General features: G+C 58.6%; 20 protein-coding genes. 10 read left to right on the plus strand and 10 right to left on the minus strand.

The window, feature by feature from the left end:
* Positions 1–96: 96 nt before the first annotated feature.
* The 8 genes from cysS to ACGHUK_RS01870 form a co-directional block, all read right to left on the minus strand.
* The gene (gene cysS, locus ACGHUK_RS01835; RefSeq protein ID WP_390574734.1) at positions 97–1494 is read right to left on the minus strand and encodes a cysteine--tRNA ligase; all 1398 of its coding nucleotides are present in this window, start codon (positions 1492–1494) and stop codon (positions 97–99) included.
* Between the two features lie 119 nt (positions 1495–1613).
* The gene (gene pflA, locus ACGHUK_RS01840) at positions 1614–2369 is read right to left on the minus strand and encodes a pyruvate formate-lyase-activating protein (protein ID WP_005943928.1); all 756 of its coding nucleotides are present in this window, start codon (positions 2367–2369) and stop codon (positions 1614–1616) included.
* The gene (gene pflB, locus ACGHUK_RS01845; RefSeq protein ID WP_005943931.1) at positions 2356–4608 is read right to left on the minus strand and encodes a formate C-acetyltransferase; all 2253 of its coding nucleotides are present in this window, start codon (positions 4606–4608) and stop codon (positions 2356–2358) included. Before pflB ends, pflA begins: the two co-directional genes overlap by 14 nt.
* Before the next feature lie 847 nt (positions 4609–5455).
* Entirely contained in the window at positions 5456–5914 is a 459-nt protein-coding gene (locus ACGHUK_RS01850; protein ID WP_207698953.1) for a hypothetical protein, read from the minus strand.
* Between the two features lie 5 nt (positions 5915–5919).
* Positions 5920–6963: a YbhN family protein gene (locus tag ACGHUK_RS01855; RefSeq protein ID WP_390574737.1), complete on the minus strand. Its 1044-nt coding sequence runs from the start codon at positions 6961–6963 to the stop codon at positions 5920–5922.
* Between the two features lie 160 nt (positions 6964–7123).
* Positions 7124–8719, minus strand: coding sequence for a glycosyltransferase family 4 protein (locus ACGHUK_RS01860; RefSeq protein WP_154255531.1), 1596 nt, complete (start codon positions 8717–8719; stop codon positions 7124–7126).
* A 26-nt stretch (positions 8720–8745) separates the two neighbouring features.
* Positions 8746–9537 (minus strand): hypothetical protein, encoded by a 792-nt coding sequence (locus ACGHUK_RS01865; protein WP_223388243.1) that lies wholly within the window; start codon positions 9535–9537, stop codon positions 8746–8748.
* Between the two features lie 57 nt (positions 9538–9594).
* The gene (locus ACGHUK_RS01870) at positions 9595–10710 is read right to left on the minus strand and encodes an acyltransferase family protein (protein ID WP_390574740.1); all 1116 of its coding nucleotides are present in this window, start codon (positions 10708–10710) and stop codon (positions 9595–9597) included.
* Positions 10711–11110: 400 nt separating this feature from the next.
* On the opposite strand from ACGHUK_RS01870, the gene ACGHUK_RS01875 reads away from it, so the two are divergent.
* The 4 genes from ACGHUK_RS01875 to ACGHUK_RS01890 all read left to right on the plus strand — a co-directional run bounded on the left by ACGHUK_RS01875 (position 11111) and on the right by ACGHUK_RS01890 (position 15700).
* The gene (locus tag ACGHUK_RS01875; RefSeq protein WP_390574742.1) at positions 11111–12559 is read left to right on the plus strand and encodes a class I adenylate-forming enzyme family protein; all 1449 of its coding nucleotides are present in this window, start codon (positions 11111–11113) and stop codon (positions 12557–12559) included.
* Positions 12560–12579: 20 nt separating this feature from the next.
* On the plus strand, positions 12580–14052 hold the full coding sequence (locus tag ACGHUK_RS01880) for a class I adenylate-forming enzyme family protein (protein WP_371292236.1): 1473 nt from the start codon (positions 12580–12582) through the stop codon (positions 14050–14052).
* A 187-nt stretch (positions 14053–14239) separates the two neighbouring features.
* Positions 14240–14482: an acyl carrier protein gene (locus ACGHUK_RS01885; RefSeq protein ID WP_044953961.1), complete on the plus strand. Its 243-nt coding sequence runs from the start codon at positions 14240–14242 to the stop codon at positions 14480–14482.
* 6 nt (positions 14483–14488) lie between these two features.
* Positions 14489–15700, plus strand: coding sequence for a hypothetical protein (locus ACGHUK_RS01890; RefSeq protein ID WP_390574744.1), 1212 nt, complete (start codon positions 14489–14491; stop codon positions 15698–15700).
* Positions 15701–15754: 54 nt separating this feature from the next.
* On the opposite strand, the gene ACGHUK_RS01895 is transcribed toward ACGHUK_RS01890, so the two are convergent.
* Complete coding sequence (locus ACGHUK_RS01895) at positions 15755–16717, minus strand: biotin--[acetyl-CoA-carboxylase] ligase (RefSeq protein WP_337679868.1); 963 nt, start codon at positions 16715–16717, stop codon at positions 15755–15757.
* 161 nt (positions 16718–16878) lie between these two features.
* Between ACGHUK_RS01895 and ACGHUK_RS01900 the strand changes: the two genes are divergently transcribed.
* From ACGHUK_RS01900 to ACGHUK_RS01915, 4 genes are read left to right on the plus strand one after another with little or no spacing between them, the layout of a single operon-like run.
* Positions 16879–17418, plus strand: coding sequence for an RNA polymerase sigma factor (locus tag ACGHUK_RS01900; protein WP_390574747.1), 540 nt, complete (start codon positions 16879–16881; stop codon positions 17416–17418).
* Positions 17405–17971 carry a hypothetical protein gene (locus ACGHUK_RS01905; RefSeq protein WP_097781335.1) on the plus strand — a complete coding sequence of 189 codons (567 nt, stop codon included), beginning with the start codon at positions 17405–17407 and terminating at the stop codon, positions 17969–17971. The genes ACGHUK_RS01900 and ACGHUK_RS01905 overlap by 14 nt, the downstream gene beginning before the upstream one ends.
* Positions 17972–17982: 11 nt before the next feature.
* Entirely contained in the window at positions 17983–18672 is a 690-nt protein-coding gene (locus tag ACGHUK_RS01910) for a hypothetical protein (protein ID WP_332375888.1), read from the plus strand.
* A complete protein-coding gene (locus ACGHUK_RS01915; RefSeq protein WP_390574751.1) occupies positions 18653–19501 on the plus strand; it encodes a hypothetical protein in 849 nt (282 codons plus the stop codon). Before ACGHUK_RS01910 ends, ACGHUK_RS01915 begins: the two co-directional genes overlap by 20 nt.
* 60 nt (positions 19502–19561) lie before the next feature.
* Here ACGHUK_RS01915 and ACGHUK_RS01920 read toward each other — a convergent pair whose 3' ends face one another.
* Complete coding sequence (locus tag ACGHUK_RS01920) at positions 19562–20431, minus strand: phosphoribosylaminoimidazolesuccinocarboxamide synthase (protein ID WP_044953963.1); 870 nt, start codon at positions 20429–20431, stop codon at positions 19562–19564.
* Between the two features lie 288 nt (positions 20432–20719).
* Between ACGHUK_RS01920 and ACGHUK_RS01925 the strand changes: the two genes are divergently transcribed.
* Positions 20720–22159 carry a 6-phospho-beta-glucosidase gene (locus tag ACGHUK_RS01925; protein WP_120020722.1) on the plus strand — a complete coding sequence of 480 codons (1440 nt, stop codon included), beginning with the start codon at positions 20720–20722 and terminating at the stop codon, positions 22157–22159.
* 41 nt (positions 22160–22200) lie between these two features.
* Entirely contained in the window at positions 22201–23175 is a 975-nt protein-coding gene (locus tag ACGHUK_RS01930) for a glycerophosphodiester phosphodiesterase family protein (protein ID WP_005943990.1), read from the plus strand.
* Positions 23176–23260: the final 85 nt, after the last annotated feature.

Consider the following 23260-nt stretch of genomic DNA (forward strand, 5'->3'; position numbering starts at 1 on the left):
GTTCCCTCCGCAAAGCTGATCTTCTTCCTTATTATGGCAAATGCGTGCAAAAAAGTAAAGCCATCCGCAACATGCCGCGAATAGCTTTACTTTAATTTAGAGCTTGCTCAGCTGCGGGCCCTGTGCGGTATCCTTGACCGCCCAGCCCAGTTCGGTCAGCTGTGCACGGATGGCATCGGCAGTGGCCCAGTCCTTGGCCTTCTTGGCGGCGGCACGCTTCTCTACCAGCTCAGTCACCTCGGCGGGCACCTCGTCCTTCTTGCGGTTGTACAGCAGGCCCAGTACGCCGGTGATCTCGTCGAACGCAGCGGCGGCGGTCTGCAGGGCATCCTTGGAGGAAACAGCCGACAGCGTGTTGATCTCCTTGACCAGATCGAACACGGCAGCCAGTGCATCCGGGGTGTTCAGGTCATCGTCCATGGCGGTGCAGAACTTGGTGCGGGCCTCGGCAGCCTTTTCCTTCAGGGGCTCGTCGGTGCCAAAGGTGTCCTTGGTCAGGGCAAAATCCAGATTCTCGCGGCAGGTGTACAGGCGCTCCAGGCTGTTCTTGCAGCTTTCAATGAGGTCCACGGTGTAGTTCAGGGGCATCCGGTAGCCTGCGGTCAGCATGAAATAGCGGATGGGTTCGTAGCCGTAGACATCCGCCACGTCCCGCACGGTGAAGAAGTTGTGCAGGCTCTTGGACATCTTCTGATTGTCCACGTTGATGAAGCCATTGTGCATCCAGTAGCGGGCAAAGGTGCAGCCGTTGGCGCACTCGCTCTGTGCGATCTCATTCTCGTGGTGAGGGAAGATCAGATCCTGACCGCCGCAGTGCAGGTCGATGGTCTTGCCCAGATGGGTGCGGCTCATGGCGCTGCACTCGATATGCCAGCCCGGACGGCCCATGCCGTAGGGGCTTTCCCATGCAGGTTCACCGGGCTTTGCGGCCTTCCACACGGCAAAGTCTGCGGGGTCCTCCTTCAGGTCGTCGTCCATCTGGCTGCGCAGCTCACGGTTGCCGCTCTCCAGATCGTCCAGCTTCAGGTGGCTCAGCTTGCCGTACTCGGGGTCGCTCTTCACCCGGAAGTACACATCGCCGTTCTTGGCAACATAAGCGTGGCCGGAGTCGATCAGATCCTTCACGATATCCAGGATCTGCTGGATGTGCTCGGTAGCCCGGGGCTGGACGGTGGGCTTTTTGCAGTTGAGGCCGGCGGCATCCTTGAGGTACTCGGCCTCAAAGCGCTGAGCGACCTCCTTCATGGAGGTGCCCTCTTCCTGTCCCTTCTTAATGAGCTTGTCGTCGATATCGGTGATGTTGGAAACATAGAACACCTTGTTGCCGCGGTACTCAAGGTAGCGGCGCAGGGTATCGAACACGATCAGCGGGCGGGCGTTGCCGATGTGGATATAGTTATAAACGGTAGGGCCGCAGACATAGATGCGGTATTCACCGGGCACCTGCGGCACGAATTCTTCTTTCTGGCGGGTCAGCGTATTGAAAATCTGCATGGCTGTTTCTCCTTTTTTACTTTTTTCATTATAACGGTGTACAGAAGGGAAGTCAAGAAAAAACGACCGCTCCCGGCGCATTCTGCACACCGGAAACGGTCGTTTTTCAAATCAGGAGCTTAGCCGGGATACCTGCTCACTTCCAGCAGTTCTTCTGCACGCTTCACCTGCTCCGCGGTGGGCGGCACGGCGTCCGGCAGTGGATAAGGGATGCCCAGCTTCTGCCACTTGAACAGGCCCAGCGTGTGGTAGGGCAGTACCTCCACCCGCTGCACCGTTTTCAGGCTGCGGATAAAGTCTGCGGTCCTGCGCAGGCCCTCCTCGTCGTCGGTCAGGCCGGGCACCAGCACATGCCGGATCCACAGCGGGATGCCGAGGTCAGAAATATGCCGCGCCATCGCAAGGATGTTGGCATTGTCTTTGCCGGTGAGCTGCCGGTGGCGTTCCGGGTCGATCTCCTTCAGGTCGAGAATGACCAGACTGGTGGACTTCATCAGCCGGTCGAAACCGGCCAGATAATCCGGGTCATCGGGCCGGAAGGGCTGCCCGGCGGTATCCAGAGCCGTGTGCACGCCTTTGGAGCGGGCCAGCTCGAAGAATGCCGTCAGGAACTCCATCTGGCGCAGCGGCTCGCCGCCGCTGACCGTGATGCCGCCCTTTTTGCCCCAGTAGTTGCGGTAGCGGTAGACCCGCTGGAACAGCTTTTCTGCCGTCCATTCCTCGCCGCCCTCCGCAGCCCACGTTTCCGGGTTGTGGCAGTATTTGCACCGCAGGGCACACCCCTGCAAAAACACCACAAAGCGCACACCGGGGCCGTCCACAGAGCCGAAGGATTCCAGCGAGTGGACATAGCCGATGGGGTTACAGGGCTGCATGGCAGGTGCGGGAGATAACGTCCATCTGCTGCTCGCGGGTCAGGTCGATGAACTTGACGGCGTAGCCGGAGACGCGGATGGTGAAGTTGGCGTACTCCTCCTTCTCGGGGTGCTCCATGGCATCCAGTAGCTTCTCCTTGCCAAAGACGTTCACGTTCAGGTGGTGTGCGCCCTGATCGAAGTAGCCGTCCATGACCTGTACCAGATTCTCCACCCGCTCGCCTTCGCTGTGGCCCAGAGCGTCCGGGTTGATGGTCTGGGTGTTGGAGATGCCGTCCAGTGCCCAGTGGTAGGGCAGCTTTGCCACCGAGTTCAGGGAAGCCAGCAGGCCGTTCTGCTCTGCGCCATAGCTGGGGTTTGCACCGGGAGCAAACGGGGTGAATGCGGCACGGCCATCGGGCAGAGCGCCGGTGTACTTGCCGTACACCACGTTGGAGGTGATGGTCAGGATAGAGGTGGTAGCCTCAGAGTTGCGGTAGGTGTGGCGCTTCTTGATCATCTCCAGGAAGGTGCGCAGCAGCCACACGCCGATCTCGTCGGCGCGGTCATCATCGTTGCCGTACTTGGGGAAGTCGCCCTCGGTCTCAAAGCCGGTGGCAAGGCCGCTCTCGTCACGCACTACCTTCACCTTGGCGTACTTGATGGCGCTCAGGGAGTCGATGACGTGGGAGAAGCCTGCAATGCCGGTGGCAAAGGTGCGGCGCACGTCGGTGTCGATAAGGGCCATCTCGGCTTCCTCATAGTAGTATTTGTCGTGCATATACTGGATCAGGTTCAGCACATTGACGTACAGGCCAGCCAGCCAGTCCAGCATCTGGACATACTTGGGCAGCACCTCGTCGTAGTTCAGGTACTCGCTGGTGATGGGGGCATAGTTGGGGCCGCACTGCTCGTGGCTCTTCTCGTCCACACCGCCGTTGATGGCGTACAGCAGGCACTTGGCAAGGTTGGCGCGGGCACCGAAGAACTGCATCTCCTTGCCGGTCTGGGTGGCAGACACGCAGCAGCAGATGGAGTAATCATCGCCCCAGACGGGCTTCATCACGTCGTCGTTCTCGTACTGGACAGAGCTGGTATCGATGGACACCTTGGCGGCATATTTCTTGAAGCTCTCCGGCAGGGCGGAGGAGTACAGAACGGTCAGGTTCGGCTCCGGTGCGGGGCCCATGTTTTCCAGCGTGTGCAGGAAGCGGTAGCAGTTCTTGGTGACCATGCTGCGGCCATCCATGCCGATGCCGCCCACTTCCAGCGTTGCCCACACGGGGTCGCCGGAGAACAGCTGGTTGTAGCTGGGGATGCGGGCAAACTTGACCATGCGGAACTTCATGACCATGTGGTCGATCAGCTCCTGAGCCTGGGTCTCGGTCAGGGTGCCGTTGTCCAGATCGCGCTGGATATAGATATCCAGGAAGGTGGAGATGCGGCCCACGCTCATGGCAGCGCCGTTCTGGGTCTTGATGGCGGCCAGATACCCGAAATACAGCCACTGGCAGGCCTCCTTGGCGTTCTTTGCAGGCTGAGAGATATCATAGCCGTAGGCCTCGGCCATCTTCTTCATGCCCTTCAGGGCGCTGATCTGGCGGGCGATCTCCTCGCGCAGGCGGATCACGTCGTCGGTCATGGTGCCGTCGCCGCAGTTGGCAAAGTCCTCCTGCTTGAACTTGATCAGTGCATCGATGCCGTACAGGGCCACGCGGCGGTAGTCGCCCACGATGCGGCCGCGGCCGTAGGTGTCCGGCAGGCCGGTGATGATGTGGGTGTGGCGGGCCGCCTTCATCTCAGGAGTGTAGGCATCAAACACAGCCTGATTGTGGGTGCGGGTATAATCGGTAAAGATCTTGTGCAGCTCGGCGCTGGGCTGGTAGCCGTAGGTGGTGCAGGCCTGCTCTGCCATCTTGATGCCGCCGTAGGGCATGAAGGCGCGCTTGAGGGGCTTGTCGGTCTGCAGACCCACGATCTGCTCCAGATCCTTCAGGCTTTCGTCGATATAGCCGGGGCCGTAAGCGGTCAGGCTGCTGACCACTTCGGTCTCCATATCCAGCACGCCGCCCTTGGCGCGCTCGGCCTTCTGCAGCTTCTGCAGGGCACCCCACAGCTTGTCGGTCGCCTCGGTGGGGCCGGCCAGAAAGCTTTCGTCGCCGTCATACGGGGTGTAGTTCTTCTGGATGAAGTCGCGCACATTGACTTCTTCTTTCCAGATGCGGCCCTCAAAGCCTTCCCACTGTTCAAAATTGATCATTGGAACCTCCTTGCTCCATCACGCAGTTAGCGTTTTCTAACTAATGAGCCTTTGAAAAACCGCTCTGTATGGCGGCTTTCTGGGGGCAAAACGGTCTTGAACTGCCGACTGCGGCAGCCCCGACTACAAGGTGTAGACAAAAATGAAAACCTGCCCACAAAATCTTGCGTTATTATAATAGCAAGAACCACTTTAAAATGCAATAGAAAACAAGTGGGTTTTCTGCCAAAGCAAGGGGCTTTCTTTGGGCAGAATGTAGAAAAAGCGCCGAAATCCCGGCGGCGCACCCCTTTTGCGAAAAAAATCGCAAAATAAGGGTTGACAAGACTAACCGGCTGTGGTATTCTGTTCTCGCAACGAGGTTAGACAAATCTAACCACGCTGCACCAGAAAAGCAGATGCTTCTGCAAAAGTGTCTGTGAAAAACCGGTCTGTGTAATGGACACAGACCCCAAGTTTGTCGCGGCGGGGCCGCTCCATCTTGCTTACGCAAGACCGCTTCGTGGCTTAAAAGCCCCACTGGGGCTTTCATTGCTGCGCAAACGCCAATTCCTCCATTCCATTCTCTTTTTCAAGTGAGCTGTGGTTTTAGTTTGCTCCCACGGCTCGATGCGCGGCATTCGGTGTGATTGGTACCGCACCGTGTGCAAAAGAAACAAAAACGGGACATGCAGCTTGACCACCTGCGTGCCCCGATTTTTGTTTTTAACTCCTTCAGTCATGGCTGACACCATGCCAGCTCCCTCAAAGAGGGAGCCCTTGGCAGTGCGGAAAACTTTATAGTTTTGCCAAAGCCTCCCTCACTGAGGGAGGTGGATGCGAGTGCAGCGAGCAGACGGAAGGAGTTTTACTTCACGATCTCCGCCAGCTTTTGATACACTTCCTCCGCGCCGCCTTTGGGCGCTTTGACCTTTACGAACTGGCTGTTCACGATGGCGGTGCCATCGGAGTAGACGGTGAACAGGAGATTATTGTTCTCGGCATCATCGTAGTAGCTCACAGTGACGGAATCCACCGGGTATTCGTGGCTGTAGGAGGAATACTGCTGGTTGAACCGCTTGACACAGGTAAGGCCGGAAAGCACGTTTGCGATCTGCTGATAGGCAGGGTCGTCGGCAGAAAGCAGCTGAACATCCATCTCTGCGGAGCGGGCAAAGTTCTGAATGTGCTCCACCCGGACACTGGCCTGTGTGCTGGCCTTGATCCCGGATGCAAGATCGATCTTTGCGGAAGGAAAGATCAGCACCAGTGCAAGCAGCACTAAAATGACAATGCCGAACCGGGACAGAATGCCTTTTTCCTTCATAAGAGTCATGCCTCCTTTGGCGGCTCCGCTCCCATTTGGCCCAGATGCCGCTGAGCGATGAAGAAGCCCACGGCGCTGGCGGCGAACACCACATAATAGCTGGCGATGCGGTAGAGCATCATCACGCTCATCACCTCGCTGCGCTCCAGAAAGCTGCCGAACACCAGCAGGAATGCCGTCTCGATGGAGCCCATGCCGGCCACATTGGGCAGGGCGTTGGACAAAAACAGCATCAGGCTGGTGAGCAGCTGCACCTGCAAAAAGCTCAGAGGGGAAAGCCCCATGAACCGGATGCACAGGTAGGGCAGGCAGAACAGTCCGAACAGCTTGACCGCCTGCAATGCCAGAATTTCAGCGCAGCGGGGCTTATCCGCCAGCAGACGGCGGCTCTCCTCGCCCAGAACATCCAGCTGCTGCTGCCAGTCGGCGCGGCGCTGCTGCCATTTTTCCGTTTTGGGCAGCAGACGCATCAGCCAGCGGGCAAGGTTCTGCACCAGCGGCGATACGCACACCAGCACCAGCACCACAATGATGGCCGCCACTACAGCGTATGCCATGGGCAGATAATTCATCACACCGGTGGTGTTGGCGGCAAGCCATCTGTGCTGAAACAGCAGCATCACCGTGGCATACAGCAGCACGGTGGTTTTGTGGAACACGTACTGCAGGGTCATCAGGCCCACGCCCGGGCCAACCGGCAGGCCGCAGCGGTGCAGATACCATGTCTGCACCGGCACTGCACCTGCGCCCAGCGTGACCACATTGCCAAAGGTGCCGCACCACGCGGTATCGATGCCCTGCCAGAGCCTGAAGCCCGGGATGCGGCTGCGCACGATGACCCACGCCACGCACCCCTCCAGCAGCGGATAGCTGAGGCCGATGGCCAGCACCACCAGCACCTGCCATGCGGACAGCTGCGAAAGCGCTTCGGTGATCTCGGCCCAGTTGTCCTTGAACAGCAGCACGATGATGCCGGTAAGTGCGGCGAGCACCAGCAGCGAGATCACTGTCTTTTTGCGGGAAGGTGCGGCAGAGGCGGGTTGGCTCATAGAGAGAACAGGCTCCTTTCAGGCGGAATGATTTGATAAAAGTATAACACACGCGGCCTGTGTCTTTGTGAACGGAACTGGAATTTTCTTGTGCAATTTTGATGGAATGATAAAAAGGCAAGGGCAGATGTACGCATCGACCCTTGCCTTTATCTTGTTTTTAGTCTGTTGATTCGTTCACCAGCCGTGTCAGGGTGGCAACATAGGCTTCGTTGGAATAATATTTCTCGTACATTTTCCGGCAGTCAGCTTTCATGGCGGCCAGCTGTTCCGGATGCAGGATAGCATGCTCCAGCACCTTTGCCAGCTGATCCGGGTCGTCGTCTTTGTACACAAAGCCGTCCACGCCCTCGGTGATCAGCCCGGCGGTGCCGGTGTGCTCCGACACGATGGAGGGCTTGCCGAAGATCAGGCCCTCGGTGACGAAGGTTGGCATGGGATCATCGCGGGAAGCGCATACCACGCAGGCGCACTGATCCATCAGGGATTTAATCTCGGGCCGTTCCAGACGCTTGCGGTAGAAAACGGTGTCCGGGTAGTCCTCCACCAGTGCATCCACGGCGTTCTTCAGGCTCTTGTCCGCCGCCTTGCCCACGAACAGGAAAGCAGCCTTCTGGCGCACCTCGGGCTTTAGCAGGCGGATGGCGTTGCAGAAAATATCCTGACCCTTGCGCGGCTCAAAGGAACCTACGGTCACGAACAGCGGCCTGCCGCCGGCATAGCTGATATCGTAGGGCGGGAAGCTTTCCTGCGCATAGTCCGGCAGACCGTAGATCAGCTGTTCAATGCTGAAGTCCGGCCGCACCGAGTGCATGGCGGCAGTGGCGTGGGAGCCTACGGCGCACACATGCACATTGGAGCCCAGTGTTTTGGGAATCTTGTGTGCAATGAATGGGTAGCCTGCAAAGGCATCGTGCAGCCACCACAGCACCGGCACGAAGGAGCCGTTCAGGGTGCTCACGGCGGCAGCCTCTACCACGGTGTTGGCCAGCACAAAATCGGCACTGGTGGCAAGGCCCCACAGCGACGAGTTCATCACGCAGTCGCTGCGGGTCACTACGGCGGCACCGGCATCCAGAAACAGCGGCAGCGAGCCGTCGTCCGCAGGGCCAAGCACCACCACTTCAAAGCCCATGCTGCGCAGCACCGGCACGGCACTTGTCAGCACGATGGGCGCACCGGTCATGGTCAGCTCGTGGCTCAGGATCAAAGCACGCTTTCCGTCTGCAGAGAACACATCGTCGGCACACAGCTCCCGCCGGAAGTGCAGCAAAGACTGCGGGATGCGGTGGCAGTTTTCCGCCATGGCGGTGGCAAGGCGCAGCAGCTCGGTCACGCTGTCCCTGCCGCGCGCAGCGGCGCGCACCCGGTCCAGAAGCTTCCGCGATACCATGGCGCAGCGGCTGCACGGGATGTGCTGGGTGCTCAGATAAAGGGCGGTGGAGCCATCGAAGCCAAAGGCGGCATCACACACCACAAAATCGGCACCGGTGCGTAGGGCGGCGGCAAAATAGGTCAGGGCGGTGGAGGTGCATTCCAGATCTTCGCTGACCAGCAGCACGCCCTCCACCGAGTCGGTCAGGGCGGGGGCCAGCTCCGTCACCAGCCGGAACTTGCGGTGCAGCTGGTTTTCCAGTGCGTGCTCCAGCGCCTGATGACGGCCCGGTGCATACACCAGCAGATAGGTGCTCTGGGTATCGGTATAAACCTGCTTCGTCAGCTGCTTACGCTGCAGGGTGCTGTAACTGCTGTACATGTTGACAACTCCTTTAGCGATCCGATTCAGCCGCGCAGCAGGCGGCGCAAAGCACGCAGCGGTGCGGTAAGCCGCCAGCTGCTGCTCTCGTACAGGTTTTCCAGCGAATCTTCATAGGCAGCACGGCTGTTCTGCAGTTCCGTCAGCTGATTGTTCAGCCGGGTGTTCTCGGCAAGGGCAGCCTGCAGCTGTTCCAGAACATCGTTCTTTTCGGCCTCAGCCTGCAGCTTGATGGTATTCAACGCGCTGAGCAGGGCCTTGCCGGGCTGCTCGTGCTGGAAGCGGCCCAGCGGATAGTAATGATAGGTCACGGCAAACTTCATCCCGGCCGCAAAGGGCACGGTGCTGCACACGGTCAGGTTGGGGTCCACATCCAAAAACAGCAGGCAGTCTTCCTGCAGCCGGATGCCGTTCATGGCGCGGCATTCCAGCCGCTCGTCCGAGATGCTCAGGTCAGTCACGCAGCAGGCCAGCTCACCGGGGTCCAGCCGCAACGCACGGGCATCCGTGGGCAGGGTGAACACCGCAGAGACCTCGTGGGTCAGTTCGTCGTAGGCATCCTCGGCAACGGTCAGGCATTCCCGCGGGGAATAGCCGGAGCCGGAATCGTAGAACAGCTGCGGCAGGGTCAGGGCAGCAGGTTCGTTGTCGCTGCCGTGCCTTGCCAGTGCGGCCTGATAGTTCAGCACCTGTTGTTCCAGCTCCAGACACCGCTGTGCCAGCCGGGATACACCTTCGTCAGAGAGCTTGAGCTGCTGTTCCAAGTCAGCAGCGCGGCTGCGGGCCGCAGCAAGGGTCTCGGGGACATCGTTGTTCATAACCGGATTCTCCTCTTACTTTTATGATGGCTGCACCGCAGCAGCCGGAAAAACATGTCAGTGCCGGGAGGTATAGTGCACGGCGGGCGTTCTGCGCTGTGCAGGGAAAAATCGGATGATGAGTGCGCGGCGTACACGCAGCAGCTCACACACCAGCCAGATAGAGCCCAGAGCGATGGCATATTGCAGCCACATGCCCAGCACCGGCTGCGCAGAGAACTTTGCTACCATCAGATACCACGGAATAGCGATGATCTCCACGGTATGTACGCAGAAAATGTTCAGCGAACGGCGACCCACCGCTTCCAGAAAGTGCACGATGGGGCCATGGCCGCGGCTGAGCCGCATGAACAGCCGGATGAAAAGCAGGCCTGCAGCACCGTCCAGAAAGATGCTCAGCGGCCCCAGCGACCACTCGGCCAGCGAGATGCAGTCGGTGGTGCGGGTAGCAAGAGCGCCTACGGCAATGAGTGCTGTGGCGGCCAGCAGCCCGGCAAAGACCTTGGGCGGCAGGGGCTCGTCCAGCAGATGCTTCTTTTTGGCAAGGAAGCCGATATAGAGGTAGGGCACTACCACGGCACCCTGGATCAGGCAGAAGGGCAGCTCCCACACAAGGCTCGCGCCCCAGCCCAGCAGGACGCAGCCTGCCACAGCCCATGGAACATAGCGCTCCGGGAAGATGTTCAGGATCACATCCAGCAGCACCCAGCCTACCATCAGTGCCAGCAGATACCACATCGGCCCGCAGGAGAAGAACTCCTGCCCGAAATACTCGGCCGTGTGGGGCAGGCCCAGCAGAAAGCCGCCGGTGACCTTGATAGACTCGCCGATGGTGCCGGGCAGGTACTGGAACGTCTTATAATGAATGATAAAGTGCAGCACGCAGGTGAACAGCGCCGTGTAAGCATAGGGTTTGAGAAGGCTTTTGAGCTGCTGGTGGATGCACTTATGGATAGAGCGCTTGCGGAAGCCGTAGCCGCTGGCAATAAAAAAGGCGGACATCAGCGCTTCGCGGTAGATGAACGGGAAAAACGCGGTCAGGGACAGGCCGCTGACCGCCTGCATGGGATAAAGCTCGGCGGTATGCGCAAAAACGATGGTCAGCATACCGGCACCCTTGAGCATGTCGAACATGCCGATGGAGCTGGCGGTGCGGGGCTTGGTTCCTTCCATGGAGGTTCCTTCCTTGCGCGGGACATTCCATCAGAGCCGGACGCCGCACAATGCGTAGATTTTGAATGAAAAAGATAAAATTTTGTATGGATATGAACCCAGTATAATGCTTTTTGCACAGACTGTCAATTTTGAATTGCGGTCCGGCGGGCGGGGACACATTGCAGCCTGCAATAAAAGCATAGCACAGGCAGGGCGGCTTCGCAACGAAAGGCAGAATTTACATCTGGAAACGACATGATATGCAAGATTTTATTGTCAATGTTTGGAATTAAATGTTGCAAAACTCTTGCATTGACACGGGCCTTATTGTATACTGGGCACAGTTGGAAATGATTGGAAGGATCTGTGTTGGCCTACACAGGAGCGCCGGATCGGATGATGAAAATGGAGGAAAAAAATGATTACATCGCTGTATCAGTCACTTTGCAATATGGAAACCAACATTGCAGACCGTGTGGCTCTGCGCTGGTATGATGAAAAAAAGCAGGGCGTGGCCGAGGTGCACTACGCACAGTATGCCCAGGATCTGCGCCGGTTCGTGGCGTTCCTGCGTGCAGAGTATGGCGATGTGCGCGGCAAGCGTGTGGCGATCCTGGCCCGCAACAGCTACCAGTATGTCATCTGCATGTACGGCACGGTCATTGCCGGAGCCGTGGCTGTGCCGCTGAACCTTGGCAAGGACTGGGATGCCATCTCCTATGAGCTGGGCCTCACCGAGCCGGTGTGCATCCTGCAGGATGGCGAGTTCGCGGAGCGGGAGCCTGCCCTCGCTGAGACCTACGGCAGCATCCTGAAGCCCATGGATGTCTTTGCGGCCTATGAGCCTGCCGAGGACGTGACCGAGGTGGAGGACCTCTCTGCTCTGGCCTTTATCATGTTCACCTCCGGCACCACCGGCCGCAGCAAGGGCGTTATGCTGAGCCAGAAGAACCTGTTCAGCGCCATGCCGGCTTTTCTGGACCCCTTTGACGATGTGAAGAAGTACACGGGCTGGAACACCGACGAGTTCTCGTCCCTGTCCGCCCTGCCCATGTTCCACATCTCCGCCATGACCAGCCTTGTTTCGTGGAGCATCACCGGCCACTCCATCAACCTGTGCAACAACCTGAAGTATTTCTACCGTGATCTGGGTGCCATGCACAGCGAGGTGATGGCGGTGGTGCCGGTGCTGCTGAAGAGCATCTACAGCGATGTGATGAAGGGACGCCGCGACCGCCTGAACGGCCTGTGCGTGCTGACCTGCGGCGCTGCCATGTTCGACCCCAAGATTCTGAGTGATATGATGGAGAAGGGCTTCTTTGTGGCCCAGATGTACGGCCTGACCGAGACCTGCGGCGACGGTGCATGGAACTCCTCGCAGGAGGCAAAGTACCTGACCAGCGTGGGCCATGTGGACCTCAGCTGTGAATACAAGCTGGACGACGGCGAGCTGTGTATGCGGGGCGACCCCATCATGCTGGGCTACTACAAGGACCCGGAAGGCACTGCAGAAGTCATCGATGCAGACGGCTGGTTCCACACTGGCGACATTGCCCGGGTGGAAGAGGACGGCTACATGTACCTGACCGGCCGCAAGAAGAACGTGATCATTCTGGACAGCGGCGAGAACGTGAGCCCCGAGGAGCTGGAAAAGCTGCTGGTGCCCTGTGCGGACATTCAGGAGTGCATCGTGAAGGAAAAGGACAAAAAGATCTGTGCCCTCATCTACTGTGACCCTGCAAAGCAGGAAACTGTGAAGGAGTTCGTCACTGGGGTCAACCGCGGCCTGCCGCTGTACAAGCGCATGGTGCCGGAGTTCAGCGCACAGCCGCTGCCCCGCAACGCCATGGGAAAACTGCTGCGCTGAACACAGGAGGAAACAGAACAATGCGTAAGATCAGAGTGCTGGATAATGTCTACGACCTTATCACCATCAACATGGAAGACCGCTTCAAGGATAATGTGGCCTTCCGCTTCTACGACACCGCAAACGATGCCGTGACCACCATCCTCTATAAGGATTATGTGCAGGATATCCGCAAGGCGGTGAATTACTTCCAGTCCACAATCCCGGAGATCAAGGGCAAAAAGATCTGCCTGCTCACCAAGAACAGCTACGAGTATGCCGTGAACACCTTTGGCGTGGTGGCGGCCGGTGCGGTGCTGGTGCTGCTGAACCAGCGCAAGAGCTGGGACGAGCTGAGCTATGAGCTGGGCCTTGTGGAGCCGGACGCCATCCTGACCGACGGCGACGACTACGGCTTCAACGACCAGCTCAAGGCTGCCTACGGCGATATCCTCCGCCCCATGGATGGCTTCCGCAGCTATGAGCCTGCGCAGCTGACCCGCTGCATCGACCACGAAGCCCTGATGGTCCTGATGTTCACCTCCGGTACCACGGGCCGCAGCAAGGGCGTGATGCTGAGCGAGAAGAATTTCTTCTCGGTGATGCGTGCCCACACCCAGATCGGTGAGCACATGATGGCGTATAAGCACGAACCGGACCTCGTCATGAGCCAGTACACCGTGCTGCCCATGTTCCATCTGGGCGCTTTCATCTGCCTGTTCTCCTGGGCCCATGCAGGCTGGGCGCTGAACGTCAGCAGCGACATCCGCAACTTCTATAAAGAGGTAAAGCGGATGCCCAGTCAGGCCATGGCGGTGGTGCCGGTCATTATGAACTCGCTCCACCACGATGTGATGCGCGGCCGCAAGGAACGTCTGGGTGAGCTGTGGGTGCCCATCTGCTCCTCTGCCATGTTCGACCCGCAGGTGATGCTGGATATGGCGGAACACGGCATGTTTGTGGTGCAGACCTACGGCAGCACCGAGACCTGCGGCGACGGCATCATCAACTACGCACAGGACGCAAAGCACATCGGCGCTGTGGGTCAGGGCAACGATTATCTGGACTACAAGATCGCCGAGGACGGCGAGCTGTGCATGCGCGGCGACAGCATCATGCTGGGCTACTACAAGGACCCGGAGGCCACCGCCGAGGTCATTGACGCGGACGGCTGGTTCCACACTGGCGATCTGGCCCGCAAGGACGAGGACGGCTACTATTTCCTGACCGGCCGCAAGAAGAACCTCATCATTCTGGACAGCGGCGAGAACATCAGCCCCGAAGAGCTGGAAGGCATCGTGGGCAAGTGCGAAGCCGTGAAGGAATGTGTAGTAAAAGAAATGGGCAAGAAGATCGGCGTGGTGGTCTATTGTGACGAGGACAAACAGCAGCAGGTGCGGGATTTTATCACCGAGGCAAACCGCACCCTGCCGCTGTACAAGCGCATGAGCGCAGTGGAGTTCAGCACCGAGCCGCTGCCGCGCAACGGTGCAGGCAAGCTGCTGCGCCAGTGATACAGATGCGATCGAATGCCCGGATGCATAAATGGGCCGGCAGACCGGCAGACTGAAAACAGGAGTTCCGACAAAAAACAAAGCTTTGTTGCCGGAACCCTTGCGCACAGGAGAGAATCAGGGTATTATTATGGAAAGGCATAGGAGATTGTGCCTATCATCCGTCACGGAAAGGAAGAAAATTTCTATGGAACGAGCAGAGATCATTTCCCAGATCCTGGCCATCCTGGAGGATGTTGCCGAGGTCTCTCCCGAAGATGTGAATGAGAACAGCGTCCTGATGGACGATCTGGATCTGTCCTCAATGGAGATCCTGACCATTGTGGCAGACCTCGAGGAGACCTTCGGCCTGCGCATCCCTGAAAAGGAGCTGCGCAACTTTGTGACCATAGGGGATCTGGTGGATTATCTGGCGGCAAACGCGGGGTAACAGTTCATGAATGAGTCGCAGCGCTCGACGGAGTACATCTTTCAGGGAACGATGTACTTCTTCCGTCGGGAGAAGATCCTGTGTCGGTACCAGTTTGCGCTGCAGGATGCGGTGGAACCCGCTCTTTTGCAGCGCGCACTGGAGGCGGCGCTTTCGGCCGCACCGTACTATCGGGTACAGCTGGTGCAGGAAAAGCGGAGCTTTTTTCTGGAGCCGAACCCGAACCCCTGCCTTGTGTATCAGGACAGTGCACAGCGCGATATCCCGGAGGAAACGAACGGCTATCTTTTCAGCGTGAGCTGTGAGGGGGACACCGTCTATTTTGACTGGTATCATTTCCTCATGGACGGCCACGGGGTGTCACCCTTCCTCACCCGCATTCTGGAACAGTACTGCAACCTGCGCTATGGCACGGCGTTTGCAAACACGCCCATCGTGTGCAGCCCGGCCTATGACATCGAGGCCATGATGGAAAAATATCCACCCCTCACAGCCACCGAGAGCACGATGCAGAGGGATGTGGTGCAGACATGGGAGGGCAGGATGCGCCGCACCCGGGTGCGGCTGACCAAGCAGAGCCTTGTGGACCGGGCAGTGGAGAACGGTGTCAAGCCCTTTACAGCGCTGGCCGGTCTGCTGAGCCTTGCGCTGCGCAACTATCTGGGCAAAGACGAGATCCAGTATTCCTACTCGGCAGATACCCGCAGGGAAGCGGGCGTGCCGGATGCCCTTTACAACTGCGTGTGCTCCTTCCAGAGCGGCGTGAAGCTGAACGATGACACCCGCCTTGCGGACATCGTGCCGGAAATGGATGCCGAGGTGCTCCGCACCCTGCAGCCGGAGGCAAAGCTGCGCCAGATGATCCAGCAAATGAGCTGGGTGTACAAGGTAGACCAGCAGAAAGCGCCCCTGCGCATCAAGCAGAGGGTGTTCCAGATGGGTGAGTACATCAGCGGTGTCCCGGCGGATTTCTGGCTCAGCTATCTGGGCAATCCGCTGCTGCCGGCCACGCAGGAGCTTCAGAAGTACACCAAAGACTTCAACGTCTGGGTCCCGCCGGATGGCGGCTCCATGGGTGTGGAAGCCTCCAGCCTGAATGGCATCATCACCCTGTGCATCGAGAACAAGGCCGAAATGCCCGGCCTTGCCGGGATGATCCGCACCGCCTTTGAAAAAGAGGACATCACGGTGCTGGAAGCCGTGGATCTGGATACATAAGTGCAGAACATAAAAAGCACTCTTTCCGGGCAGGAAAGGGTGCTTTTTTGCGTCTTATTCGGTCCGTGCAGGCCGTGTGGTCACCTCGCCGCAGCGCAGAGCCTCCTGTCGGCCGTTCTCCCGCTGAATGACCAGCCGCCCTTCCTCGTCGATGGCAAGGGCCTTTGCGGCGTAGGTCTCGGTCTCGGCGCACACTGTCACCCAGTGGCCGGGCACAAAGCACCGGGCGCGGTACTCATCCAGACAGTCAAACGCCGGGCACAGGGCCAGCAGCTCCCGGGCAATGGCCCCGGCCAGTGCGGCCCGGCTCACCGGGGCAGGCCCGCCGGGGTACAGGCTCCCGGCTCTGCGGGCCAGCTCCTCCGGCCAGTCGGCAGCGGTGGAGGTAAGGTTCAGCCCGATGCCGACCACCAGCCATTCCAGCTGTCCGCTCTCGAGGTCGGTCCCCGCTTCGGTCAGGATGCCGCAGACCTTTCTGCCCTGATAGTACAGGTCGTTGACCCACTTGACGGCAAGCTCCAGCCCGCAGAGTTTTTTCACGGCACGGCAGACCGCCACCGCGGCGCTGATGGTAGCGGTCTGGGCATTGGCGGCGGGCATTTCCGGGCGCAGCAGCACCGAGCAGTAAACGCCCTTGCCTGCCGGGCTTTCAAATCTCCGGCCCAGCCTGCCGCGTCCGGCGCTCTGGTGGGCGGTGAGCACCAGCGTGCCATGGGGTGCACCATCCAGCGCCAGCAGCTTTGCCGTGCGGTTGGAGCTCTCCAGCGTGTCATATAAATAGATGGGTGCAGGGTAGTCCCCGATGGCTTCGGTGCAGAACGGGTCGCCGCCTGCCAGCCGGTAGCCCCGGCGGGGCGCAGCTTCCAGCGCGTACCCTTGGGCCGTGAGGGCCGCAGCGGCCTTGTGCACGGCAGCGCGGCTCACGCCGAGGGTCTCGGCCAGCTGCTGGCCGGAAACGTAGCTGCCCCCGGCAGCGGAAAGTGCCTGCAAAAGTGCCTGACGGGTACTGACAGCCATGGCCGAATGCCTCCTTTTGTGCTATACTACTTCTATTGTATCATAAAAATAAAAGTTTTTGCAGGATTTTGAACGGCTGTTTCGTATGAATGTGCAGAAGGGCAGCGCAGGGGCTGCACTTCGTCGGACCGGGACGAAACTGAAAGGAGGTGGGCAGGCCGTTGACAACCTTGGAATTCAGCGCGATGGTGCAGAAATACCAGTCGCTCGTATATACGGTCTGCCACCAGCTGGTGCCGGATGCCGGCGATGCGCAGGACCTGACGCAGGAGACCTTTCTGGCGGCATGGCGGGCCATTGACCGCTGCCCGTCCGGGTTTGAAAAACAGTGGCTGGCACGCATCGCTGCCAACAAGTCAAAGGACTATCTGCGCAGCGCATGGGTGCGCAGGGTGAACATTCCCGGCGACGATGTGCTGGCGCTGGAAGGTGCGCCGCCCGGCACCCAGCCGGAACAGCAGGTGCTGGATGCTCTGGGCGAGGAAGAGCTCACCGCCATGATCCTGGACCTGCGGGAGCCCTACAGAACGCCTTGCCGTCTGGTGCTGCTGGAACAGCACACCATGGCCGAGGCGGCACAGCTGTGCGGCCGCCCGCCCAAGACGGTGGAAGCACAGATCTACCGGGCAAAAAAGATGCTGGCACAGCAGATACTACAGCGTGAAAACGATGGAAAGGAGTGCGTACATGGAACTGTTTGACAAAAACGGCTGCCTGACCGACGAAGGCCTGCAGGCCCTGCAGGCAGGCGGGCTGGATGAGCTGGGCCGGCTGGAAACCGCCGAGCATTTATCCTACTGCGATAAATGCATGGACCGCTACACCGCTCTGCTGACGGCAGATGCGCTGGAAACGCCGCCCCACTCCGCGCACAAGGCGGTGATGGCCGCTATCTGGGTGCGGCTGATGCAGAACACATGGGGCCGTGCCGCAGTGGCCGGTGTGGCGGCGGTGCTGGCCTTTACCATGTGGCGCTCCGGCACCATAGACCAGCTGCTGAATTTCCGGCAGGAGCTGCACACATGGACACCGGAGACCAGCCAGAGCCAGACCGAAGAAGCCTTGCAGCTGGGCAAGCCGGTGGAAGATGGCCGACCGTCCGCCCAGCCGGAAATACTGGGAAAGCCAATGGACGACGACAAGCCGAAGCAGCAGGCTTCGCTGGCAAAAGCACTCAATGACCTGCTGTTCGGAGCCGGCGGCCCTGCAGCAGAAAAATACAAAAATTCGCCACTTGCAGATCAAACGAAATAAGGAGATCGATTATGATGAAAAACGGAATCCTGACCTTCCTCTTCGCCTTTTGCCCGGGCGCAGGCCAGATGTATCAGGGCTACATGAAGCGCGGCCTTTCGCTCATTACGATGTTCTGCGTGGCCTTTGGTGCGGGCACTCTGCTGGAAGTTTTGTATGTAGCCATGCCCATTGTGTGGATGTACAGCTTCTTTGACACCTTCAATCTCCGGGCGCAGATCGGCGCAGGCACCGCCCCGCAGGACGATTATCTGGTGCACATCAACTGGCACGACCAGCGCATGGAACAGTTCATGCTGGACAGCCACAAGCTGCTGGGTTGGGGCCTGATCGCGCTGGGCGCGCTGGTGGCCTACCAGAACATCCTTATGAACACGCTGGGGGATATCGTGTGGCGCTGGGGCCAGAGCAGCCCCTTCTTCCGCGCACTTTACCTGATGATGGATCAGCTGCCGGAGGTGGTGGTGTGCGTGGCCCTGATCATCTGCGGTGCGTGGCTGGTGCGCGGCCCCAAGGGCAGAAAGCAGAAGCCGCAGAACGATGCCGAAGATGAAGATTTTACCGAGTATACTGCACAGGATGCGCAGGCGGAGCCGAAAGCAAAGGGCTTTGCCATGCCCAAGCTCTCGGCTCTGCTGGGCAAGCCCGTGACCCCGGACGATGAGACGGAGGATGCTGACGATGGACGAGACGAGAAATGATGCGCCGCTGACCGGTGAAGCACCGCAGCCTGCAAAACCGCAGCCGCTGCGCCGGGTGGGCAGCTTTACGCTGGGCGTATGCCTGATCGCAGCGGGCATCTTCTTTCTGCTTGCCTATTTTGTGCCGGGCGTTGACTGGAAGCTGATGCTCAAGATCGCCCCGGCGGCAGGGCTGATCCTGCTGGGCGGCGAGGTGCTGTTCTTTGCCGCCCGCCCGGGCCGCTGGAAATACGATTTCTGGTCGGTGCTGATCTGCCTTGTGCTCATGGCCGGGTGCTTTGGCCTTTCGCTGCTGCCGGTGGTGTGGGATGAACTCGGCCCGGAGCGGAATCAGGCAAGCATGAAGCTGGGGCAGGAATATACGACAGAAGCCTATGACAAGATCAAACAAACAGCCCCGGATATCCGTGTGAAGAATATCAGCGGAAACGCCTACCTGTACAGCAGTGAGGCGAAAACGCTGCGGGATGTGAATGCCGGAAACGGCTATCTGAGCCTGACTGTGGAGCTGTTTGGCGGCTATGACAGCGTACAGGCCTTTGCGCAGGACTGCCGCAGCGTGACCGATGCCGTGCAGCAGTGCAGCGCACAGCCGGATGAGCTGCGCATTACATGGTCGCCGGAGAACGACCCGGGCCAGAGTCTTGCCTCCGGCAGCCTGCAGAATGTGGAGCAGTACACGCTGGAACTGGAAGGCATCGCACAGCTGGACTGGACAGCAGAGCAGATGGCAAAGCAGACCGAGGTGCAGTATCTGCTGGACGAAGAAAACGAAGAAACGGCAGAGTCCGAAGCTTTTTCCGAGGAAAGCGCGGAGCTGAGTGAGTGAAACAAAAAATGCTTCCGTGCGGCGCACGGAAGCATTTTTTATACGTTTATACGGTCGATCTTACAGCTTTTTGCCGGTGAGCAGCTCGTAAGCTTCCAGATACTTGGCAATGGTCTTGTCAATCACGTCCTGCGGCAGGTCGTAGTTGCTGTCGGGGTTGGCCTTGAGCCAGTCGCGAACGAACTGCTTATCAAAAGAGGGCTGGCTGTGACCCGGCTCATAGCCCTCCAGCGGCCAGAAGCGGGAGGAATCCGGGGTGAGCATCTCGTCGCCCAGCACCACGTTGCCGTTCTCATCCAGACCAAACTCAAACTTGGTGTCGGCAATGATGATGCCGCGGGAGAGCGCATATTCAGCACACTTCTTATACAGGGCAATGGTGTAGTCGCGCAGCTTGGTGGCATACTCCTCGCCGTGGCCGGGGAACTGCTTTTCCAGCACCTCGATGCTCTTTTCGTAGGAGATGTTCTCGTCGTGGTCGCCGATCTCGGCCTTGGTGGAGGGAGTGTAGATAGGCTCGGGCAGCTTGTCGGACTCCTTCAGGCCCTCGGGCAGCTGGATGCCGCACACCTTGCCGGTCTTCTGGTAGCTGGCCCAGCCGCTGCCGGTGATGTAGCCGCGCACGATGCACTCGATGGGCAGCATGGTCAGCTTGCGGCACATCATGCTGTTGCCGTCGAACTGGGGCTGCTGGAAGAACTCCGGCATATCCTTCACGTCCACGCTCAGCATATGGTTGGGCAGCAGATCGCGGGTGTAATCGAACCAGAATTTGCTCATCTGGGTCAGAACGGTGCCCTTTTTGGTGACCTTGTTTTTCAGGATGACATCAAACGCGGAAATGCGGTCGGTAGCAACCATGATGAGGCTGTCACCGTTATCATAGATCTCACGAACCTTGCCTTCTTTAATGGGCTTGAACTCAGTCATAATCAAACACTCCATTTTCCAATGCCGAAAAAGCGGCGGTGTATCTTACCTGATTATTGTACCATGTCTGCGGACAGTTTGAAAGAAACAGAATGAAAGGAAAATCAGGCCGTTTTTGCATTTTTCTCGTGAAAAATGTACGAAAAATAGAATCAAAATTCGGCGATTTGACGATAAAAGTCGTACTTTCACAACAATGAAGCACCTTTTTGTAAAATGTAGGCATGGACATTCCGGCGATTGTGCGGTATCTTATAATCAACAAATTAGAATAGGGAGGGTTTACATATGGGCAGTTTTCCCAAAGATTTTCTGTGGGGCGGTGCCACCGCTGCCAACCAGTGCGAGGGCGCATGGCAGGCAGGCGGCAAGGGCCTTGCCACCGTGGATGTGACCCCGTTTGGCCCGGACCGCTTCCCGGTGGCGCTGGGTCGGCTGGAAATGCTGGAGTGTGACGACAAGCACTATTATCCCAGCCATGAAGCCATTGACCTGTATCACCATTATAAAGAGGACATCGCCCTCTTTGCCGAGATGGGTTTCAAGTGCTTCCGGCTGTCCATCGCATGGACCCGCATCCTGCCGAACGGCGACGATGCCCAGCCCAATGAAGAGGGCTTGAAGTTCTATGAGGATGTGTTTGATGAGTGCCACAAATACGGCATTGAACCGCTTGTGACCATCTGCCACTTCGATACCCCCATTGCCCTCATAAAAAAGTATGGCGGCTGGAAAGACCGCCGCATGGTGGATGCCTATGTGCACTACTGTGAAGTGCTGTTTGACCGCTACAAGGGGAAGGTGAAATACTGGCTCACCTTCAACGAGATCAACATGCTGCTGCATCTGCCCTTTACCGGCGCGGGGCTAGTGTTCTATCCGGGAGAGAATGTGCAGCAGGTGGAGTATCAGGCGGCACATCATGAACTGGTGGCCAGCGCAAAGGCGGTCAAGCTGGCCCATGAAAAGATGCCCGGTGCCATGGTGGGCTGTATGCTGGCGGCAGGCCAGTATTACCCGCGCACCTGTGCACCGGAGGATATCCGTGCCGCGCAGGAAGCGGACCGCGACAACTACTTCTTTACCGATGTGCAGGCCCGGGGAGCCTACCCGGTGTGGGCAAAAAAGCGGATGGAGAAGGCCGGCATCACCCTACACACCGAGCCGGGCGATGAGCAGGTTCTGAAAGAAGGCACCGTGGATTTTGTCTCCTTCAGCTACTATTCCAGCCGCTGCATCACCACGGATCAGGAGATCCTGGCAGAAGAAAAGGCCGACGGCAATGCGGTGCTGGATGCCGTGAAGAATCCGTACCTCAAGGCCAGCGAGTGGGGCTGGGCCATCGACCCGGTGGGCCTGCGCGTGACCCTGAACACCATCTACGACCGGTACGAAAAGCCCATGTTCATTGTGGAGAACGGCCTTGGCGCGGTGGATACCGTGGAAGCGGACGGCTCCATCCACGACAGCTACCGCATCGATTATCTGCGCGCCCACATCGAGCAGATGGAAAAGGCCGTCAACGAGGACGGCCTGCCGCTGATGGGCTACACCACATGGGGCCCTATCGACCTTGTGAGCGCATCCACCGGTGAGATGAAAAAGCGCTACGGCTTTATCTATGTGGATAAGGACAACGACGGCAACGGCACACTGGCCCGCAGCCGCAAGGACAGCTTCTACTGGTACAAAAAGGTCATTGCTTCAAACGGCACCGACCTTGCCTGAAATTTGCGAAAAAATAAATTTGTGAGAAAGAATTGGAATTTATGACACCTGAGATTATTGCACACCGCGGCGCGTCCTATCTTGCGCCGGAAAATACCCTTTCTGCGTTCCGCAAGGCGATGGAGATCGGCGCGGACGGCGTGGAAATGGACGTACAGCAGACCAGCGATAAAAAGCTGGTGATCCACCACGATTTTGTCATTGACTGGCACACCGATATGCGTGGCCAGATCTACGACATGACCGAGGGCGAGCTGAAGGCGCTGGACTTTGGCAGCTGGAAGGATGTGAACTATCGGAACGAGAGGATCGCTACCCTGCAGGAGGCACTGGCTCTGTGCAGGGAAATGGAAGGTACCATCGTTCAGCTGGAAATGAAGGCTACCATCGATGACGACCCGGATTTTGTCCCCCGCGTGATCGAGGAGGTGCGTGCAGCAAACATTACCGACCGGCTGGTGGTGATCTCGTTCAACCACGACCTGCTGCGGCAGGCAAAGCAGCTGATGCCGGAGCTGAAGGTGGGCGTGCTGGTCTACGGTGCGTTGGAGACCATGGCGCTGCCCACTAGCACATGGGAAATGCTTGGCCTGCAGAACGGGCTGGAAGAGGATGATTTTCCACAGCTGCCGCCGCTGTCGGTGGAAAATGTGGATGACGAAAACTGCAGCTGGGCCCTGCGCTGGATGGGCAATCAGATCAGTATGCTGCAGGCGAACTTTCCGGGCAAGAGTCTGGTAGAGGTAGCCCAGCGCCTGCTGGAACAGCGGGACCCGGTAAAGTATGTGCAGACGCTGGACTTCAAGCCGGACTGGGTGAGCTGCGAATATCACACCGCTTACCAGCAGCCCAGCATGGTGCAGAAGCTGCATGATCTGGGCATCAAGGCGGCATACTGGACGGTGGACGGGGAACAGGCCGTGAAAGACCTTTGGCCCCTGCAGCCGGATGCCATCGTCACAAACCGCCCGGACCGCGTGCGGGAATGGATCTCTGAACTGGAAATGACAGAATAAAGGGCAGAAGCTGCATCCCTTCGGTGCGGCCTGATTCCCCAAGCAACATCTGAAAAGCAAACAGCGGACAGCCTGCAGGCCGTCC

It is taken from the genome of Faecalibacterium sp. i25-0019-C1, from assembly GCF_042854225.1.
Lineage (GTDB): Bacteria > Bacillota > Clostridia > Oscillospirales > Ruminococcaceae > Faecalibacterium > Faecalibacterium taiwanense.

Excerpts from the sequence above, each read along its gene's own strand:
- cysS (WP_390574734.1), bottom strand. The coding sequence starts at position 1,494 with ATGCAGATTTTCAATACGCTGACCCGCCAGAAAGAAGAATTCGTGCCG.
- pflA (WP_005943928.1), bottom strand. The coding sequence starts at position 2,369 with ATGCAGCCCTGTAACCCCATCGGCTATGTCCACTCGCTGGAATCCTTC.
- pflB (WP_005943931.1), bottom strand. The coding sequence starts at position 4,608 with ATGATCAATTTTGAACAGTGGGAAGGCTTTGAGGGCCGCATCTGGAAA.
- ACGHUK_RS01850 (WP_207698953.1), bottom strand. The coding sequence starts at position 5,914 with ATGAAGGAAAAAGGCATTCTGTCCCGGTTCGGCATTGTCATTTTAGTG.
- ACGHUK_RS01855 (WP_390574737.1), bottom strand. The coding sequence starts at position 6,963 with ATGAGCCAACCCGCCTCTGCCGCACCTTCCCGCAAAAAGACAGTGATC.
- ACGHUK_RS01860 (WP_154255531.1), bottom strand. The coding sequence starts at position 8,719 with ATGTACAGCAGTTACAGCACCCTGCAGCGTAAGCAGCTGACGAAGCAG.
- ACGHUK_RS01865 (WP_223388243.1), bottom strand. The coding sequence starts at position 9,537 with ATGAACAACGATGTCCCCGAGACCCTTGCTGCGGCCCGCAGCCGCGCT.
- ACGHUK_RS01870 (WP_390574740.1), bottom strand. The coding sequence starts at position 10,710 with ATGGAAGGAACCAAGCCCCGCACCGCCAGCTCCATCGGCATGTTCGAC.
- ACGHUK_RS01875 (WP_390574742.1), top strand. The coding sequence starts at position 11,111 with ATGATTACATCGCTGTATCAGTCACTTTGCAATATGGAAACCAACATT.
- ACGHUK_RS01880 (WP_371292236.1), top strand. The coding sequence starts at position 12,580 with ATGCGTAAGATCAGAGTGCTGGATAATGTCTACGACCTTATCACCATC.
- ACGHUK_RS01885 (WP_044953961.1), top strand. The coding sequence starts at position 14,240 with ATGGAACGAGCAGAGATCATTTCCCAGATCCTGGCCATCCTGGAGGAT.
- ACGHUK_RS01890 (WP_390574744.1), top strand. The coding sequence starts at position 14,489 with ATGAATGAGTCGCAGCGCTCGACGGAGTACATCTTTCAGGGAACGATG.
- ACGHUK_RS01895 (WP_337679868.1), bottom strand. The coding sequence starts at position 16,717 with ATGGCTGTCAGTACCCGTCAGGCACTTTTGCAGGCACTTTCCGCTGCC.
- ACGHUK_RS01905 (WP_097781335.1), top strand. The coding sequence starts at position 17,405 with ATGGAACTGTTTGACAAAAACGGCTGCCTGACCGACGAAGGCCTGCAG.
- ACGHUK_RS01910 (WP_332375888.1), top strand. The coding sequence starts at position 17,983 with ATGATGAAAAACGGAATCCTGACCTTCCTCTTCGCCTTTTGCCCGGGC.
- ACGHUK_RS01915 (WP_390574751.1), top strand. The coding sequence starts at position 18,653 with ATGGACGAGACGAGAAATGATGCGCCGCTGACCGGTGAAGCACCGCAG.
- ACGHUK_RS01920 (WP_044953963.1), bottom strand. The coding sequence starts at position 20,431 with ATGACTGAGTTCAAGCCCATTAAAGAAGGCAAGGTTCGTGAGATCTAT.
- ACGHUK_RS01925 (WP_120020722.1), top strand. The coding sequence starts at position 20,720 with ATGGGCAGTTTTCCCAAAGATTTTCTGTGGGGCGGTGCCACCGCTGCC.
- ACGHUK_RS01930 (WP_005943990.1), top strand. The coding sequence starts at position 22,201 with ATGACACCTGAGATTATTGCACACCGCGGCGCGTCCTATCTTGCGCCG.